Raw genomic sequence first — 14,471 nt, 5'->3', positions numbered from 1 at the left:
GAAATCTCATGCGTGGGTATCGACTGCCGCGAGGCACAAAACCGCGTCTAAGGCATACGTGAGGATCCAATGACGCAACTGACCACCGCTCTTGCGCTGCGCGCCGCAATCAATGTTTTGCGGGATTCCGCAGAGTCTCGCCGAATGCCGTCAGGCGAACCGCTCAATGAAGCTGGCGTTGAACATCACTTCGAGGCCGCAGACGTTCTCGAGGATGCGCTCTCAACATTGCGTGAGCACGAATAGCGAGCAACTCAGATCCGTACCCGTATGCTGCGAAAAGCAGCGCGCTCATGGCGCGACTGCATTTATCCCAATCCTTATAAATCGCCTCACATGAAAACACTTTCCACGCTCGTCGTCGTTTTTGCGGTCTGTGGCGCATCGACATCTACGTTTGCCGAGGGCTGTCTGAAGGGCGCCGCAGTCGGCGGTGTTGCAGGTCACTTCGCAGGTAAGCACGCAGTCCTTGGCGCGGCGGCCGGATGTGCCATTGGACATCACGAAGCATCGAAGAAGCAGAAAGCGGCGAAGCTGGCTGCCGCCAGCGCACCGTCGGCGAATTGATGCGATCAGACGATCAGCCATAAGCTCCAGCGCGCGTCGATATCGTCGTGCTCGGAGCCTGCATCAACATGAAAGGCGACATAGCGACGGTCCTCACGTACAAGCATGATGATGAACGCGCCCAGCATCGATAAACGGGTCAGCGCGGGTCAGGAGGTGGTCGATCGCGAGAGCGTGCAGAAACGCGCTTCGGAAAATCGAACAGTCCGCTAACTGTCTATCGAGGCGTCAGAATCAACAATCTTAGAGTTGCGTCCAAACCTATAAAAGACGCTCAACGTCCTGGTCATGACTCAGGATGTCGCGAAACGTCTTCTAGAGAGCGATGAGCACCCGCCTCGGACGAATCGTCGACTTCATCTTGAGATTCGTATCACGAACGCAAACTGCGGAAGCTATCGGAACGCATCGTCCCGAGTCATCGTCTTGTTTGCCCGAAGCTTGCAAACGCGGTGAATCGTATGGCTCGCAAACTTCCACGCTTCGAACCTATCGGCGTCAATGAGAGTCGCGCGCTTTGGAAGAAATATCGAGGTCACACGGACGTCGAGAGAATGCTGTTGGAAATCGAGCATGGCCGCCGAACCATGTTGGAGCTGGCGGACTACTTCAGCTGCCTGCATAAGATCTGGATCGAAGAGGATCTTGGCCAACTTGTGGCGATGGAAAAAGTTCGGCTGCTCTTGAATGAACAAGCCTTGCGCCAACACGCGCTTGCAGGGTTGAAGCCTCCACCATGCCGAGACGAACCCGATGAGCCTGAGCCTGCTGTGATCGATTAGCGCGACTGGCGAGGTTCGACGCTCATCGACGATCTGCCCACCCGCGGTTTACCGACACTGCCTAGCTTGACTACGTCTGATCGGGACGAGTATTAGTCGACGCACAAAGGTCGCCTGTCGGCGCCCCACACCCTGATCAGCGGCGCTCCGCGCCGAAAGGGCACACGCACCTGGCGGTGCCTGTGCGGTGCGGTTGCTCGTGCAGGAAACACGTCCTCGCGCTCCACCCTTCGTCTGCCGTTCAAAGCACGTTTCATCCGCCCTTCAAAGCCGCCTCTTAATCGACGCATAGCACGAACCGGATTCGGCACAAGGGTTCGCTCCGCCGCGTCCTCATCCGTTCGATGCTCGCCTGCGGCTGCGCTTCGCTGCGGCTTCCGGGCGCGCCCTTGCACCGAATCCGGCCCGTGCAAATCATGCGCCGAGGCGGCTCCGAAGAGCAGATGAAACTGAACGACAGACAAAGGAGGTAGTCATGAGCGCAACGACCACCCGCACAAGCAACCCCACCCAAGAAGCGGGCGTTCCCCCCGCGCCCCCCCAAAGAACATATGTTGAAAGCGACATTCGAGTTGTGACCGTTGATTGTTCCCAAATCGAATTGCAATACCACGAAGGCAGATGGTTGAGCGTGATGGTGACGACGCTCTAATTATTTCATTCATACGATTAGGAATGCAGATCATGATAACGAACCACTTTACCTGTGCAGAAACCGCGAAGCTGATTCGACAGTCGCTCTCGGAGGCATTCAGCGGTGTGAAGTTTTCAGTCCGGAGTCGAACCTATAGCGGAGGCGCGTCGATCTATGTGAGTTGGACCGATGGACCGAACGCCGCACAGGTTGAAGCGGCAACGGGTGGATTCAAGGCGGGCTATTTCGACGGCCTGATCGACTACCAAGGATCGATCTACCACATGATGGATGGTCAACAGGTCTGTTTTGGTGCGGATCATATTGCGACGGTGCGCGAGCACAGCGACGCCGCAGTCCAAACTGCAATTGACCGAATTTATCGACGCTACAAAGGCAACTTCACCGAAAGCGGTCTGATTGCGCCCACTGTCGATCAGTTCCGGTCGGGCGAACTCTATCGAGTCCAGGTTGCGGGCCTGCATTGGGATGGCGCGAGCAACGTACAGACCATGATTCACGCGGCGCTCGCGAAGAATAGCGACCGCCTTAAAGTGACCCACAGCAAAACAGCATCTCGAAAGTTCGTAACTCATGACGACGGCTATAGCAGGGCCTGCGGCGAGGGATTCTGCGCTGTAAAAGCGACCGGTCCCGTCGGCATCGTCGACGCCAACTAACTCAGCAGGGGAAGCGATCTCGTTCATGCCATCGCTTCCCGTTCCGCATCGATTTTGTATCAAAACCGGCCCGCAACCCGTTCGGCATGTTGCACCGTGCGACTTGCTCGGTCGCTGGCACACTCTGGGAGATTGAAAATGGATGACCGCAACGAAACCATCGACGTTCAGAGCGGTGTTGTCGAGTTAGACGATGCTGTAGCTTCGACCACGATCCTCGAAAGCACATTTGGCGACGACATTGCCATCGAGCAGGTCGCGCTGTCGCGCCTGAGCCTGTCCCCGAGCAATGTGCGCCGTAAAGCCCCCACCGGCATCGAGGGCCTTGCGGACAGCATCGCCGCGAAAGGACTGCTGCAAAACCTCGTCGCTCATCCGATGAAGGGCGCACGCGGCAAGAAGCTGAAGCTCTGCGTGTGCGCAGGTCAGCGCCGACTCGCTGCGCTTCAATTGCTCGTGGAACGGGGCGTGATCAGCCCGGACGAACCTATCCCGGTGAAGGTCGTCACGGAGGCTGAAGCCGTCGCTGCCTCACTCATTGAGAACCACGCGCGCGAACCGATGCACGGGGCAGATCAGGCAATGGCCTTCCGTATGCTGATCGAGGAGGGCAAAAGCGCCGACTACATCGCCGCGCTTTTCTCGGTCCCGGTTCTGATCGTCCAGCGCCGCCTCAAGATCGCAAACGTCTCGCCGCGACTGTTGGACGTGTTCCGCGATGATGGCATGAGCATCGAGCAGGTGATCGCGCTCGCGCTGACCGATGATCTTGAATTGCAGGAGCGGTTGTGGTTCGACGCTCCGCAGCCATGGTTGCGCGAACCGCACCAGCTTCGCGCGGCGATCACAAACGAGGAGGTCGAGGTTCGCAACAATCCACTTGTCGGATTTGTGACGCTTGCCGCCTATGAGGCCGCCGGTGGCTTTGTGCGCCGGGACCTGTTCAGCGACGATGAGAACGCCGGATACATCGCCGACGCCGCGCTGTTGCAGCAGCTTGCGACCGACCGTCTGATCGAGGTGGCGCAAACCATTAGCGGCGAGGGATGGAAGTGGGTCGAGACCCGCGTCAAGCGCGACTACAGCGAACTGAGTGCTTACGGTCGACTGTCATCGCGCACGCGCGACATGACGACGAAGGAGGAACGCGAATTCGCCAAGCTCCAAAAAGCTCGGGACATGGCGACCAATGCGCTTAATGCGTACTACGACGACGAGTCAGGCGACGAGACGAGGAAAAGCGCGATGCGTTAGAGCAAGCAGCAAACGCGACGAGCGACGCGTGCGATGCCTTTGTTGAGAACTTGGAAGCATGGTTGCCCGAGCAACTGGAGACGGGCGGCGCATTCGTGTTCCTCAACTACGCGGGCGAGGTCGTGATCGAACGTGGCTTCGTGAAGCCTGAGGACAAGCCCTCTGGCGAAGTTAGCTCGACCGGGTTCGGCGATACGGTCGAACCGGCAAAGAAGGAGAAACCCCTTCACAGCGAAAAGCTCTGCCGACGCCTGACCGCACATCGTACAGCCGCCGTTCAAGTTGAATTAGCCGCGCAACCGGGCGTCGCACTCGCCGTGCTCATGCACCACATGATCCCGACTATCTTCCGGGAAAAGTATGGATACGTGTTCAACGGGACGATGCTGGAAGCGCAGTTCACGTCGTCGCACGAGAAGTTGCTGCGCGAGGCCGACGATATGGCAGACAGCCCTGCATGGCAGCAGATCGACGCCGGGCGTGCAAAATGGTCTTCGATGCTGCCGACAAGAGGCTCGGAGCTTCTGCCATGGCTCTTGCAGCAGAGCGATGACATTACTTCGAACCTTTTCGCATTCTGCGTCGCCGCGACTCTCGACAGCGTAAGCGGGATCGATCGCGCGCATACGGTGAACGCCCTATGCGACGTGTTGAATCTCGACATGACGAAGTACTGGAAGGCCACGCAAGCCAGTTACTTAAATCACGTCTCGAAGGATCGAATTTCGGAAGTTGTGACTGTCGCCGTATCGGCAGATGCTGCGGCACCGCTCGCATCAAACAAGAATCAAGAGGTTGCATCGATGGCCGAGCGCTTGTTGTCTGACACTGGCTGGCTTCCGGAAGTATTGGTCAATCGCGAGGTGCCGGGCGATTACAGCTTTGCGTCTGCCGAGACTGACGAGGTGGATTCCGACCAAGACTACCCGGCCGAACCAAACGAACAAGCGGGGTGTGAACGCGAAGAAATCAGAGGGGAAGAAGATTAACGACTGCCCAGACGTACTGAGGGACGAGCGGTCTCATGGCCGTTCAGTCGTCAGGGTCATCGATAAAAAACAAAAGGCTCGGAGCGCGGCAACGCTTCGAGCCTTTCCGTCCAACACCGCAGGAGTAGAACGGGATCCAACTCATTATATCGATCCGCTTGCAAAACACCAAGTGAAACACCGACTCTTTTGCGCGCGTGGCGGCGCTGCGCGCGCCGTTGCTAGGTGATGGGTCTTGCTGGTTATGTCGCACCGGCTGTCGGGCGTATCTGCTCGTCGGAGTCGGCCAGTCGCTCACGCCCTTGAATCTGCCACACGCCCCGGCTTGCCCGGTCAAGGACTTTCGCGGCATATCCCCGACCGCTGCGCGGTCTGCGGTATTCCACGTTCCCTTGACCGCGCCGATGCGCGCAGCAGAACGGGCTTACCGCGACCGACCGACTCCGACGAGCAGAACCAACCAGGGTCCTCGCGTGCTTTACGCCGGAGGAAGTGAGACAGACGCTTACGCGCCCGTCTGAAACCAACGATCCGCTCCCTCACTCGTCCTCGGGGCAGGACCTTGAAAGCAAACTGATCGCCCCAGGCAGTAAATACAATAAATATATATATTTACAGGTATTGACTTTTAGAGGCTTTCGTCCTATCATACTTACATCGACACGCTAATCAGCACATCGTCTCGATACCGGGAATCAAGCGGCGGCAACCGCTCCCGGACTTTTTACAACACCGCAATTTAGGAGTACTGTAAATGCAACTCGCATCCAAGTTCGGTTATAACGCGCCCGTTCTCCGTTCGGAAATCCCCCTGACGGACGAGCAAATCCAAAGCATCGCGCCGTCGATTTTCGCTGCTGAAAAGCACGAAAGCCGCTCGAAGCGGTACACCTACATTCCGACGATCGATGTACTCAACGGCCTGCGCCGCGAAGGTTTCCAGCCCTTCATGGTCGCGCAGACGCGCGTGCGCAGCGAAGACAAGCGCGATTTCACCAAGCACATGATTCGTCTCCGTCATGCCGACCAGATCAGCGGCAAGGAAGCGAACGAAATCATTTTGCTGAATAGCCACGATGGAACGAGCAGCTATCAGATGCTCGCCGGTATGTTCCGCTTCGTCTGCTGCAACGGCATGGTGTGCGGCACGAATGTCGGAGAGGTCCGCGTCCCGCATAAGGGTGACGTTGTTGGCGAAGTGATCGAGGGTGCATTTCGCGTGCTCGACAACTTCGAGGTGGTAGACGAGCAACGCGAAGGCATGCAAGGCGTGACGCTCGACACCGGCGCACAAAACGCCTTTGCGCGCGCGGCCCTCGAATTGAAGTACGACACGGAAGACGCCGCCGCGCCCGTAACGGAAACGCAGATTCTCCGGCCCCGCCGCATGGAGGATGGTGGGTCGGACCTGTGGACGACTTTTAACCGCGTACAAGAAAATATGGTGAAGGGTGGGCTGCGCGGACGAAGTGCGACGGGCCGCACGACCACCACCCGAGCGGTCAGCGGCATCGACCAGAACGTCAAACTGAATCGGGCTTTGTGGGTTCTCGCCGATGAGATGCGCAAGATGATCGGCTAACGCGGATAGGCTACCGGGCGAATGCAGCCGCCCGGTAGTTCCTCGGACACATGGAGAGAACACCATGAGCAAGGTCTTTTTTATTCCGGGCGAGCCGACCGCGATCGATTACGCGTTGGAACTGACGGACGGCACAACCACCACTTACGTCACAAACTGGACACGCGAAACGCTCGACCAGCTCGCGCAGCGCTATCCGGGCGTGGTGATCGGTGAGGAGGATTCTTTCATCGAGCAGCAGGAGCGTGCGTTATCGACTCACCCGGAGGAAATCACCGAGGCCGAATATCACGCAGCCATGTCCGGCCCATGGCCGCCGCTCGTCTGGCAACTGGGCGATGGCGTCGAATCGTTCAAAGGTAGCGAACCCGTCGAGGGAAACGTCACCTTCATCTATGCCCGAAAAGGGTCGCGCTACTGGCGATTCCGCGGTGTCGCCACGCTCCCTCATCCACTGATCGCGCAGAAGATCCAGCACCACTAACGCGAGAGGACAGCACGCCGCACGCAGAACGCCGTGCGGCGTTCTTTTGGCATCTATTGACCGCTATTGACTCCAAGCAGATAATCTAGCCCCGAATCCACGCATTCAGATGGGGGCGCAAACATGGCAGGAGAGAGCATGACAGCGAAGGATTTTAAGTCACTCATGCCCCGTCTCAAACGCATGACGGTCGGCAACGTTGAAGTTGCCCGTCGCGTATTGGTCGATGGCATCTCGCAGACCGAAGCCGCCAATGAAAGCGGATTGACGAAACAGCGCGTCGGCGCAGTGATTAAATCCGTGCTGGCCGTGTCGCAAGAGTACCCGGCGAATTGGGTGCAGGTCGAGGTCTGGCTGCCACCTGAACTTGCAACTCAAGTTCGGCAGATGGCTGATGAGGCGAAGGCGCGCATCAAGCAAACAGACTAACCGAGAAGTACTCAGCGCCGAGACGACCCGAGGCGCGTCGCTCCGGCTCACATCAATTTCTTGTCAGGGTCGCAGCCAAATTGCCGTACCGTTCTAGACGAGATGCCGGACAAGCAGGATAGCGACCGCCGCGCCGATAGTAGCGCCGATCGTCGCGGTTGCGCCGCAACACACCACCAGCAGGGGAATTGACCGGCGCACGCCCACCGAGACCGCACCTTGACTCGTTGCGGCGACGGATCGCGCAGCGTCTGCGTTGCTGGCTTTTGCATCGCGGAGGGTCTGCGCCAGTTCGCGGTGGGCCGCCACCAATTCTCGTGTCGCTGCCTGGACCGTCGCATCCAGTTCGCCCTTTGCAGTGACAATCCCATCGCGCACGCTTTCAGCGTCGGCCGCCGCCGCCTTCAGGTCGGCGGCGATCGCCTTTGAGTCGCCAAGGAACCACTCAAGCAGTACTTCCTCTTTGGACGGCGGCCGATCCATCACGACACCAAGGTCGAAAATGCGTCGTTGAGGTTGTTCCGCACCGGTATGGCCAGCTTCTTCCACCGATACATGCGAGCGAAATCCTTGGCCCTGTCCGGGTCGGACTCGGAATTGGCGAGCGTCCGGTAATCCACGCCATCATCGATCAACTGGTCAAAGCCGATCCGCTTGGCGGCCAAATAGCCGTAGATGTCGCTCTCGAACAGGTACGCATTCGGATCGATCCACGCCTTTTTGGTTTTCTTGACGTAATTGAACACGGCTGGAATTTCGCCGGTCGGTTCCGACGCAATCCTGTTCGGCAACAGGCGAATTTTCGCCGGCTGAACACCGATATTCGAAAGCGCCTCGACGGTCTTTAAACTTTCCTGCCAGGCCTTTTGATCTGGTGTCACCGGAATCACATACAGATCGAACTCCTGTTCAGCATCGGAAAACCGTGACATGGCTTCGAAGAACGGTTCGATGTTAGATGCACCGATATCGATGATGGCGTCGTCTTCCAGAACCAATGCTTCAAGCAATTCGCCAAACTTCTTTCCCTGCAATTGTGACACTTGATCCGCGCCCAGATCGCTCGCGGATTGATTGATCGTCTCGACTGAAAAGAACGCTGCATTCGGCATGCGCGGCTTGAGAAGGTAATGCGCGGCGACCGTTTTACCCACGCTCCCGCTGTAATTTAAGACGGCAATCTTCAATTTGCACCTCACTTGAATTTATCGTCGAACTCACTGAAATCCATGCTGTGAACACGTTCAAAGTCACGCGTTGTCTTAATGCGGTTGGGCTTTGCTTCGGCGCCTTGCGGCTTATCAGATGCCTCTTGATTTTTCTCGACCGGAAAAAATCGTTCAGTCGAGCGACTGATCAGAGCCGATGTGCGAGATTCCAACTCCGCTGGTTGCGATTGACGCAAGGTCGGCTGTTCCTGAGATCTTCTAGCCCGCCACAAAGCCTTTACGAAGCCCTCGAACGTCAGTGTGAGTCCCTGTTCTTCGCAAAGCGTCTTCCAGATCGATTCACGTGAGGCACCTACATTTAACGCCGTTTCAATCTCTCCAAGCATGTTGCGCACGACCGCCGAATCGCTTTTCGGTTTGAGTTGCGATAGCGGCATTGGCAATCCCTCCTGTTGAGTAACGTCTTCGCGAGTTTGAAGTCACTCTAATGATCACAGCGACTTGACGCAAGCATGTTGTCTCTTGAAACGTGCTATTCAGTCCTCGCTGTAGCCTCGATTGGTCATCGATGCGTCTCCTAAGTGTCCTCTTTCGGCCCATTCACGCAGATGCCTTCACGCGATGCGTGAAGGATAGGAAAGAACGTTATTTGGATGCGCGAATAGGTTGTAAACATTCCCGACTTCCCCTTAAAACAGCGGTTCGCCATGGCCCTTAAAGGCTATACACCATACGCAATGCTTCGCATTGCCTAAGTGCTTGATTCAGCGCAGTCTTTGCCGACCGACCAAAAGCATGCTGTAAAACCGGGGTCCTACACAACCCCTTGAACGTGCTATCGCATAAGGATTAGGGTGTAGGACAAGCGTATTACCGGAGTGCCCTCATGCCCACCATCAGCCTGCGTGTTTCCGAGTCACAGAAGATTGAGCTAGAGGAACGATCTTCGCGACACGAAGGGAACGTATCGGACTACATCAAGCACGCGCTATTTGGAGAAGCCCAGGACCAGCGGCAGGCTCTGATTGCGCAACTGGACGAGTTGACGCTTTCCGTCTCAAAGATGTCGAGTGATTCTCGAAGTCGATCAGATTCCTATGACAACGAGCCTTCTTCTCACATGCTGATGGAGATATTGATCTTACTCAGAATGGCGCTACCACCCGACAAGTTGCGCGGCGCGCGTGCTGAGCTCGACCGCCTGGACATTCGCTCATGGCAGCCTGCTTCGGAGAGCACTCGTGGATGATATTCAAAAGCGACAGGCCGCCATGGCTGCATTAGTGTTCGTTCCGCTTTTCGCCTGGTTTGTAACGGCAAAGGCGGTCTTCGGTTTTACGCCGCAGGATGCACGGGTCGTTGTTCCATATCTGATCTCGAACACCTTTCATCTGGTTCCACTTTGGGCTGCGTTGATTGGTGGCGAAGTAGTGGCGATTATTGGATTGGTGATCGCTACAAAAGCCGCGAACGGACCGTTCAAAGGCGCGGCGTTTTCAAAATTCTTTCGCGGAACGGAAATCGTCACGGCAAACGAACTGGCGAGAAAGACGCAGGAAAAGGGAAAGCATCAAATTACGATCGCCGGCGTACCAATCCCTCTCGCGGCAGAAAACACTCATGTTTCCATCGGAGGGTCAACAGGGACGGGAAAATCAACGATCTTCAGAGAGATGATTTTAGGTGCGCTCGCGCGTGGTGATCGAATGGTGGTACTGGATCCCGACGGCGAGTTTCTCTCGACCTTTTACCGCAATGGCGACAAGGTCTTAAACCCCTACGACGCGAGATCGGAAGGCTGGTCGTTTTTCAATGAAATTCGCGCGGAATTTGACTTCAAGCGCTATTCGGCGTCGATCATCCAGCGATCGGGCAGCGTCGAATCGGAAGAGTGGAATGACTACGGTCGGCTGCTATTCACAGAGGTCGCCCGAAAAGTGTATGCGACCTCGCGCAATCCGACGATGGAAGAGGTATTCGAGTGGACGAATCGCAAGACGCTTGAAGAACTGGAAGCCTATGTTGAGGGCACCAATGCTCAGGCACTTTTCACGGGGAACAGCCGCGCGTCCGGTAGTGCGCGATTCGTGTTGTCCAACAAGTTGCCACCGCATCTTGACATGCCGCATGGCGACTTTTCATTGCGCGATTGGATCGCCGATCCTAAGGGAGGCAATCTGTTCATCACCTGGGACGAAAATATGCGGGCGGCGCTCGTTCCGCTGATCTCGTGCTTTGCGGACACGATTTTCAGCAGCGTGCTCGGGATGAGCGCCGACCTGAATCGCCGGCTCTGGGTCTATTTGGACGAACTGGAGTCGCTGGCGCGCCTTCCCACCCTGGGCGACGCGCTGACCAAGGGGCGGAAGAAGGGGTTGCGGGTCGTGTCCGGATATCAAACCTACACCCAACTGGTGGACGTGTACGGCGAGAATCTCGCTGAGACCATGCTCGGCAACCATCGCACGATGGTGGCGCTGGGTGTCGGCCGCATGGGCGAGAAGACGGCTGAGAAGATGTCGCGCGCCCTCGGGCAACACGAAATCATGCGCCATCGCTCGGGACGCAGCCGCCGCGCATTCGGCGGGTTAGGTACCAACAGCCAAAATGAGGAGATCAAGCCGGAGTCGGTCGTGCTTGCGTCCGAATTGATGCGGCTTCCGAACCTCGAAGGGTATCTCGCCTTTCCGGGCGATCTGCCCATCGCTCGCTTCAAAACCGAATCGGTGACCTACACGCGCAAGCGCCGCGTTCCCGGGATCGTGTCGCCCGATGGCGAAATTCTCGGGGCGGCCTGATGCTCAACATCACGACGATCAAGCGCCAGAACGTCGGCAAGGTCGTGGGCTACTACGCCGACAGCGCCGACGATTATTACGCGAAGGATGGCAGCGCCATGCAGTGGCATGGGAAGGGGGCAGAGGCGCTTGGGCTGGCTGGAGCGGTTGAGCAGAGCCGCTTTGCTGAATTGCTGAATGGCCGGATCAATGAGCGCACGCAATTGCGCCGAACCAAGCCCTCGGAGGCCCGAAAGGAGCGGCTGGGTTACGACCTAACGTTCTCAGCCCCTAAGGGCGTCTCGCTGCAGGCGCTCGTACACGGTGACGCGCGGATCATTGCGGCGCACGACAGCGCGGTGGCCGCTGCGTTGCGCGAGGCCGAGATGCTGGCTGCAGCCCGCTCTACCTTGGACGGTAAGACGAGCGTCGAGCACACCCATAAACTGGTCGCGGCAACCTTCCGGCATGAGACCTCGCGCGAAGTGGACCCGGATCTGCACACGCATGCTTTCGTGCTCAACATGACCCAACGTGCGAACGGCGAATGGCGTGCGCTGGTCAATGACGGCATCGTCAATTCGTTGAGCCACCTCGGGAACGTCTATAAGGCAGAGCTCGCGAAGGCGCTCGAGTTGCAAGGCTTCAAACTGAAGTTCGAGCGCAACGGCACCTTCGATCTCGCGCATTTTACAGAGCACCAGATCACCGAGTTCAGCGCGAGGCGCAACCAGATCGACGCGAAGCTGGCTGAATGGGGCTTGAGTCGCGAAAGCGCCACCCCGGAGCAGCGCGATCTCGCTGCGATGCAAACCCGCGAGCGGAAGAGCGTCATCGATCGGGATGACGTGCGCGAGTCCTGGCTTGCGCGCGCCAAAGAACTCGGGATCGATTTCGATCGCCGTGAATGGGCCGGAGTGGGGAATGATGGCCCCGCTAGCCCACCGGACAGCGGATTGCGCGATCGATTAGGCAAAGAGTCAGGCAATGAATCCGGCAATGAATCCGGCAATGAACCCCGTGATGGATTACACAACGTCCCTGCGGATGAATCCGGCCAATCCGGCCGACCGCCACAGATCGACCAGCCGCTCGTCTTTCACGCCGACCAAACCGTGAAATTCGCGATTCAGAGTCTGACTGAGCGACAGGCGATCGTCACGCGCGAACAGCTACTTGCGGTCGCGCTCAGGCACGGCTACGGGCGGCTGAGTGCGACCGACATTCGCGCCGCGATCGACCGCGCGCAACGCAGCGGACATCTCATCCGAGAGGAGGCCCTCTATCGATCGCTGAATCCGGCCGAGCGTGCAGACGATAAGACGGCGTCGACTGGGACGACGGGACCCGCGATGTCACGCGAGAAATGGATCGCTCAGTTGATGGGTGACCAGAGCGAGGGTGAAGGCACCCGGGGGCGACGGACCCGCGAACAGGCGCGGGCGCTGGTCGACGCCGGCATTGCGCAAGGACGACTGGAGAGACTAGGGGCGCGCTACACGACGCACATCGCTCAGCGGCGCGAGCGCGACATCTTGGCACTCGAGTCGGCGGGGCGCGGGGCGGTCACCTCGCGCATCACGGCACAGCAGATTGATGCTTATCTGGCGACACGCACCCAGACGGTAGAGCGCGCAGGGCTGAACGTCGAGCAGGCGCGGGCGGTTGCGCGCATCGCGGATTCGACTAATCGATTCACGGCGGTGCCCGGCTTCGCAGGTGTCGGGAAAAGCTTCATGACCAAGGCGGCGAAAGAGCTGCTTGAGCAGCAGGGTTTCTCGGTCGTCGCGCTCGCGCCCTACGGGAGTCAGAAGAAGGCGCTCGAATCCGAGGGGATCGAGGCTCGTACGCTCCAGTCGTTTCTAAAGGCAAAAAACAAGAAGCTCAACAGCGGCACGGTCATCTTCGTGGATGAGGCCGGCGTCATCCCGGCTCGTCAGATGCTCGAAACGATGAAGATTGTTGAGGCGCATCATGCGCGCGTCGTATTTCTGGGAGACACGGCGCAAACGAAAGCGATCGAGGCGGGCAAGCCGTTCGAACAGCTCCTGAAAGCTGGGATGCAAGCGACCGAGATCCGGACGATCCAGCGTCAGAAGGATCCGGAATTGTTGAAGGCAGTTGAGCTGGCTGCGGTGGGCAAGACTGCCGACTCGCTCGCGCACGTGACGCGGATCCACGAAGTAAAGGAAGCGGCCGAGCGCTATGCTCAGATCGTAAAGACCTACGTCGACCTGTTGCCGGTAGACCGCGTACAGACGCTCGTGATCACCGGAACGAACCAGAGTCGCAAGGCGATCAACGAGGGAATACAACAGGCGCTAGGGTTAAAGGGAACCGGTCGCGAGTACACGTTACTCGACCGGCTCGATACAACACAAGCCGAGCGGCGACACAGCAAATACTATGAGAAGGGCGCCGTCATCATCCCGGAACGCGACTACGCCATCGGTCTGCGCCGCGGCGAGCAATACGAGGTGCTGGACACGGGACCCGGAAATCGGCTCACCGTCCGCGCACCGGACAGCGCAGTGTTGACGTTCTCGCCAGCCCAGACCACGCAGCTATCCGTCTATCGACCCGAGCGTATCGAGGTGGCGGTGGGCGATCAGATCAAAGTCACACGCAACGACAAGGATCGGGATCTTGCGAATGGTGATCGACTGACGGTCCGGGACGTTCAAGAGACGGAGATCGTTGTTGAGTCGCATGGGCGGTCCATCAAGCTCGATGCGACGCGAGCCATGTATGCAGCGCTCGCCTACGCTTCGACCGTCCACAGTGCTCAAGGTCTAACGAGCGATAAGGTGCTGATCAACCTCGATACGCGATCCCTCACCACGGCGAAAGACGTCTACTACGTCGCAGTCTCGCGCGCCAGATACGAGGCAGAGATATTCACCGACAACCGTGCGCGGTTGCCTAGCGCTGTGTTACGAGAAGCGACCAAGACAGCTGCGCTTGAACTCAATCAGCTCAAGCACTGGATTGAGCAAGGGCACGAAAAAAGCGGTCCGCCGATTGAAGGTCAAAAGATCCGAGCTAAAGAGAAAGCAGCGGTTGGTCCGGAGGTGGGTATCGGTCAGTGAAACGAACGCGGTTTGACCGTCAGGAGGTTCCCCGA

The 14,471-nt window shown here is 58.0% G+C and carries 16 protein-coding genes; 12 read left to right on the top strand and 4 right to left on the bottom strand.

The genetic code is table 11. From position 1 onward, the window contains the following. Nucleotides 1-69 precede the first annotated feature (69 nt). Nucleotides 70-246, top strand: a complete 177-nt coding sequence (locus P9250_RS32425; protein ID WP_310397597.1) for a hypothetical protein — start codon at nucleotides 70-72, stop codon at nucleotides 244-246. Nucleotides 247-336: 90 nt separating this feature from the next. Next, nucleotides 337-567: a hypothetical protein gene (locus P9250_RS32420; RefSeq protein ID WP_310397595.1), complete on the top strand. Its 231-nt coding sequence runs from the start codon at nucleotides 337-339 to the stop codon at nucleotides 565-567. Nucleotides 568-572: 5 nt separating this feature from the next. Here P9250_RS32420 and P9250_RS32415 read toward each other — a convergent pair whose 3' ends face one another. After that, the gene (locus P9250_RS32415) at nucleotides 573-695 is read right to left on the bottom strand and encodes a hypothetical protein (RefSeq protein ID WP_310397594.1); all 123 of its coding nucleotides are present in this window, start codon (nucleotides 693-695) and stop codon (nucleotides 573-575) included. A 333-nt stretch (nucleotides 696-1,028) separates the two neighbouring features. Between P9250_RS32415 and P9250_RS32410 the strand changes: the two genes are divergently transcribed. From P9250_RS32410 to P9250_RS32380, 7 genes are all read left to right on the top strand, one after another. Beyond that, nucleotides 1,029-1,349 carry a hypothetical protein gene (locus P9250_RS32410; protein ID WP_310397593.1) on the top strand — a complete coding sequence of 107 codons (321 nt, stop codon included), beginning with the start codon at nucleotides 1,029-1,031 and terminating at the stop codon, nucleotides 1,347-1,349. Nucleotides 1,350-2,024: 675 nt separating this feature from the next. Next, nucleotides 2,025-2,663 (top strand): LPD29 domain-containing protein, encoded by a 639-nt coding sequence (locus tag P9250_RS32405; protein WP_310397590.1) that lies wholly within the window; start codon nucleotides 2,025-2,027, stop codon nucleotides 2,661-2,663. A gap of 138 nt (nucleotides 2,664-2,801) precedes the next feature. After that, nucleotides 2,802-3,917, top strand: a complete 1,116-nt coding sequence (locus tag P9250_RS32400) for a ParB/RepB/Spo0J family partition protein (RefSeq protein WP_310397587.1) — start codon at nucleotides 2,802-2,804, stop codon at nucleotides 3,915-3,917. A gap of 62 nt (nucleotides 3,918-3,979) precedes the next feature. Then, the gene (locus tag P9250_RS32395) at nucleotides 3,980-4,906 is read left to right on the top strand and encodes a hypothetical protein (RefSeq protein WP_310397584.1); all 927 of its coding nucleotides are present in this window, start codon (nucleotides 3,980-3,982) and stop codon (nucleotides 4,904-4,906) included. A gap of 754 nt (nucleotides 4,907-5,660) precedes the next feature. Next, nucleotides 5,661-6,488, top strand: a complete 828-nt coding sequence (locus P9250_RS32390; protein ID WP_310397582.1) for a DUF932 domain-containing protein — start codon at nucleotides 5,661-5,663, stop codon at nucleotides 6,486-6,488. Nucleotides 6,489-6,552: 64 nt separating this feature from the next. Then, the gene (locus P9250_RS32385; protein ID WP_310397579.1) at nucleotides 6,553-6,972 is read left to right on the top strand and encodes a hypothetical protein; all 420 of its coding nucleotides are present in this window, start codon (nucleotides 6,553-6,555) and stop codon (nucleotides 6,970-6,972) included. 138 nt (nucleotides 6,973-7,110) lie between these two features. Next, the gene (locus tag P9250_RS32380) at nucleotides 7,111-7,401 is read left to right on the top strand and encodes a TrfB-related DNA-binding protein (protein ID WP_310397576.1); all 291 of its coding nucleotides are present in this window, start codon (nucleotides 7,111-7,113) and stop codon (nucleotides 7,399-7,401) included. A gap of 93 nt (nucleotides 7,402-7,494) precedes the next feature. On the opposite strand, the gene stbC is transcribed toward P9250_RS32380, so the two are convergent. Genes stbC through P9250_RS32365 form a run of 3 tightly spaced genes read right to left on the bottom strand, consistent with a single transcriptional unit; the run spans nucleotide 7,495 to nucleotide 9,007 of the window. After that, complete coding sequence (gene stbC / locus P9250_RS32375; protein ID WP_310397573.1) at nucleotides 7,495-7,884, bottom strand: plasmid stabilization protein StbC; 390 nt, start codon at nucleotides 7,882-7,884, stop codon at nucleotides 7,495-7,497. Then, on the bottom strand, nucleotides 7,884-8,588 hold the full coding sequence (gene stbB / locus P9250_RS32370) for a StbB family protein (protein ID WP_310397570.1): 705 nt from the start codon (nucleotides 8,586-8,588) through the stop codon (nucleotides 7,884-7,886). Before stbB ends, stbC begins: the two co-directional genes overlap by 1 nt. 8 nt (nucleotides 8,589-8,596) lie before the next feature. Then, nucleotides 8,597-9,007, bottom strand: a complete 411-nt coding sequence (locus P9250_RS32365) for a hypothetical protein (RefSeq protein WP_310397568.1) — start codon at nucleotides 9,005-9,007, stop codon at nucleotides 8,597-8,599. Nucleotides 9,008-9,456: 449 nt separating this feature from the next. On the opposite strand from P9250_RS32365, the gene P9250_RS32360 reads away from it, so the two are divergent. Genes P9250_RS32360 through mobF form a run of 3 tightly spaced genes read left to right on the top strand, consistent with a single transcriptional unit; the run spans nucleotide 9,457 to nucleotide 14,436 of the window. After that, nucleotides 9,457-9,819: a hypothetical protein gene (locus tag P9250_RS32360; protein ID WP_310397566.1), complete on the top strand. Its 363-nt coding sequence runs from the start codon at nucleotides 9,457-9,459 to the stop codon at nucleotides 9,817-9,819. Then, a complete protein-coding gene (locus tag P9250_RS32355) occupies nucleotides 9,812-11,368 on the top strand; it encodes a type IV secretion system DNA-binding domain-containing protein (RefSeq protein WP_310397565.1) in 1,557 nt (518 codons plus the stop codon). The genes P9250_RS32360 and P9250_RS32355 overlap by 8 nt, the downstream gene beginning before the upstream one ends. Further along, nucleotides 11,368-14,436, top strand: a complete 3,069-nt coding sequence (mobF, locus tag P9250_RS32350; RefSeq protein ID WP_310397564.1) for a MobF family relaxase — start codon at nucleotides 11,368-11,370, stop codon at nucleotides 14,434-14,436. The genes P9250_RS32355 and mobF overlap by 1 nt, the downstream gene beginning before the upstream one ends. Nucleotides 14,437-14,471 lie beyond the last annotated feature (35 nt).

This window comes from Caballeronia sp. LP006 (assembly GCF_031450995.1).
In the GTDB taxonomy this organism is placed as follows: domain Bacteria; phylum Pseudomonadota; class Gammaproteobacteria; order Burkholderiales; family Burkholderiaceae; genus Caballeronia.
Note: the sequence above shows the minus strand (reverse complement) of the source record. Positions and strands in the feature narration are given on the sequence as shown.

What these genes read in the sequence shown, in the direction of transcription:
- P9250_RS32390 (WP_310397582.1), top strand. Translation starts at nt 5,661, where the DNA reads ATGCAACTCGCATCCAAGTTCGGTTATAACGCGCCCGTTCTCCGTTCG.
- P9250_RS32400 (WP_310397587.1), top strand. Translation starts at nt 2,802, where the DNA reads ATGGATGACCGCAACGAAACCATCGACGTTCAGAGCGGTGTTGTCGAG.
- stbC (WP_310397573.1), bottom strand. Translation starts at nt 7,884, where the DNA reads ATGGATCGGCCGCCGTCCAAAGAGGAAGTACTGCTTGAGTGGTTCCTT.
- P9250_RS32405 (WP_310397590.1), top strand. Translation starts at nt 2,025, where the DNA reads ATGCAGATCATGATAACGAACCACTTTACCTGTGCAGAAACCGCGAAG.
- P9250_RS32365 (WP_310397568.1), bottom strand. Translation starts at nt 9,007, where the DNA reads ATGCCGCTATCGCAACTCAAACCGAAAAGCGATTCGGCGGTCGTGCGC.
- P9250_RS32425 (WP_310397597.1), top strand. Translation starts at nt 70, where the DNA reads ATGACGCAACTGACCACCGCTCTTGCGCTGCGCGCCGCAATCAATGTT.
- P9250_RS32385 (WP_310397579.1), top strand. Translation starts at nt 6,553, where the DNA reads ATGAGCAAGGTCTTTTTTATTCCGGGCGAGCCGACCGCGATCGATTAC.
- P9250_RS32415 (WP_310397594.1), bottom strand. Translation starts at nt 695, where the DNA reads ATGCTGGGCGCGTTCATCATCATGCTTGTACGTGAGGACCGTCGCTAT.
- P9250_RS32420 (WP_310397595.1), top strand. Translation starts at nt 337, where the DNA reads ATGAAAACACTTTCCACGCTCGTCGTCGTTTTTGCGGTCTGTGGCGCA.
- P9250_RS32360 (WP_310397566.1), top strand. Translation starts at nt 9,457, where the DNA reads ATGCCCACCATCAGCCTGCGTGTTTCCGAGTCACAGAAGATTGAGCTA.
- mobF (WP_310397564.1), top strand. Translation starts at nt 11,368, where the DNA reads ATGCTCAACATCACGACGATCAAGCGCCAGAACGTCGGCAAGGTCGTG.
- P9250_RS32380 (WP_310397576.1), top strand. Translation starts at nt 7,111, where the DNA reads ATGACAGCGAAGGATTTTAAGTCACTCATGCCCCGTCTCAAACGCATG.
- P9250_RS32410 (WP_310397593.1), top strand. Translation starts at nt 1,029, where the DNA reads ATGGCTCGCAAACTTCCACGCTTCGAACCTATCGGCGTCAATGAGAGT.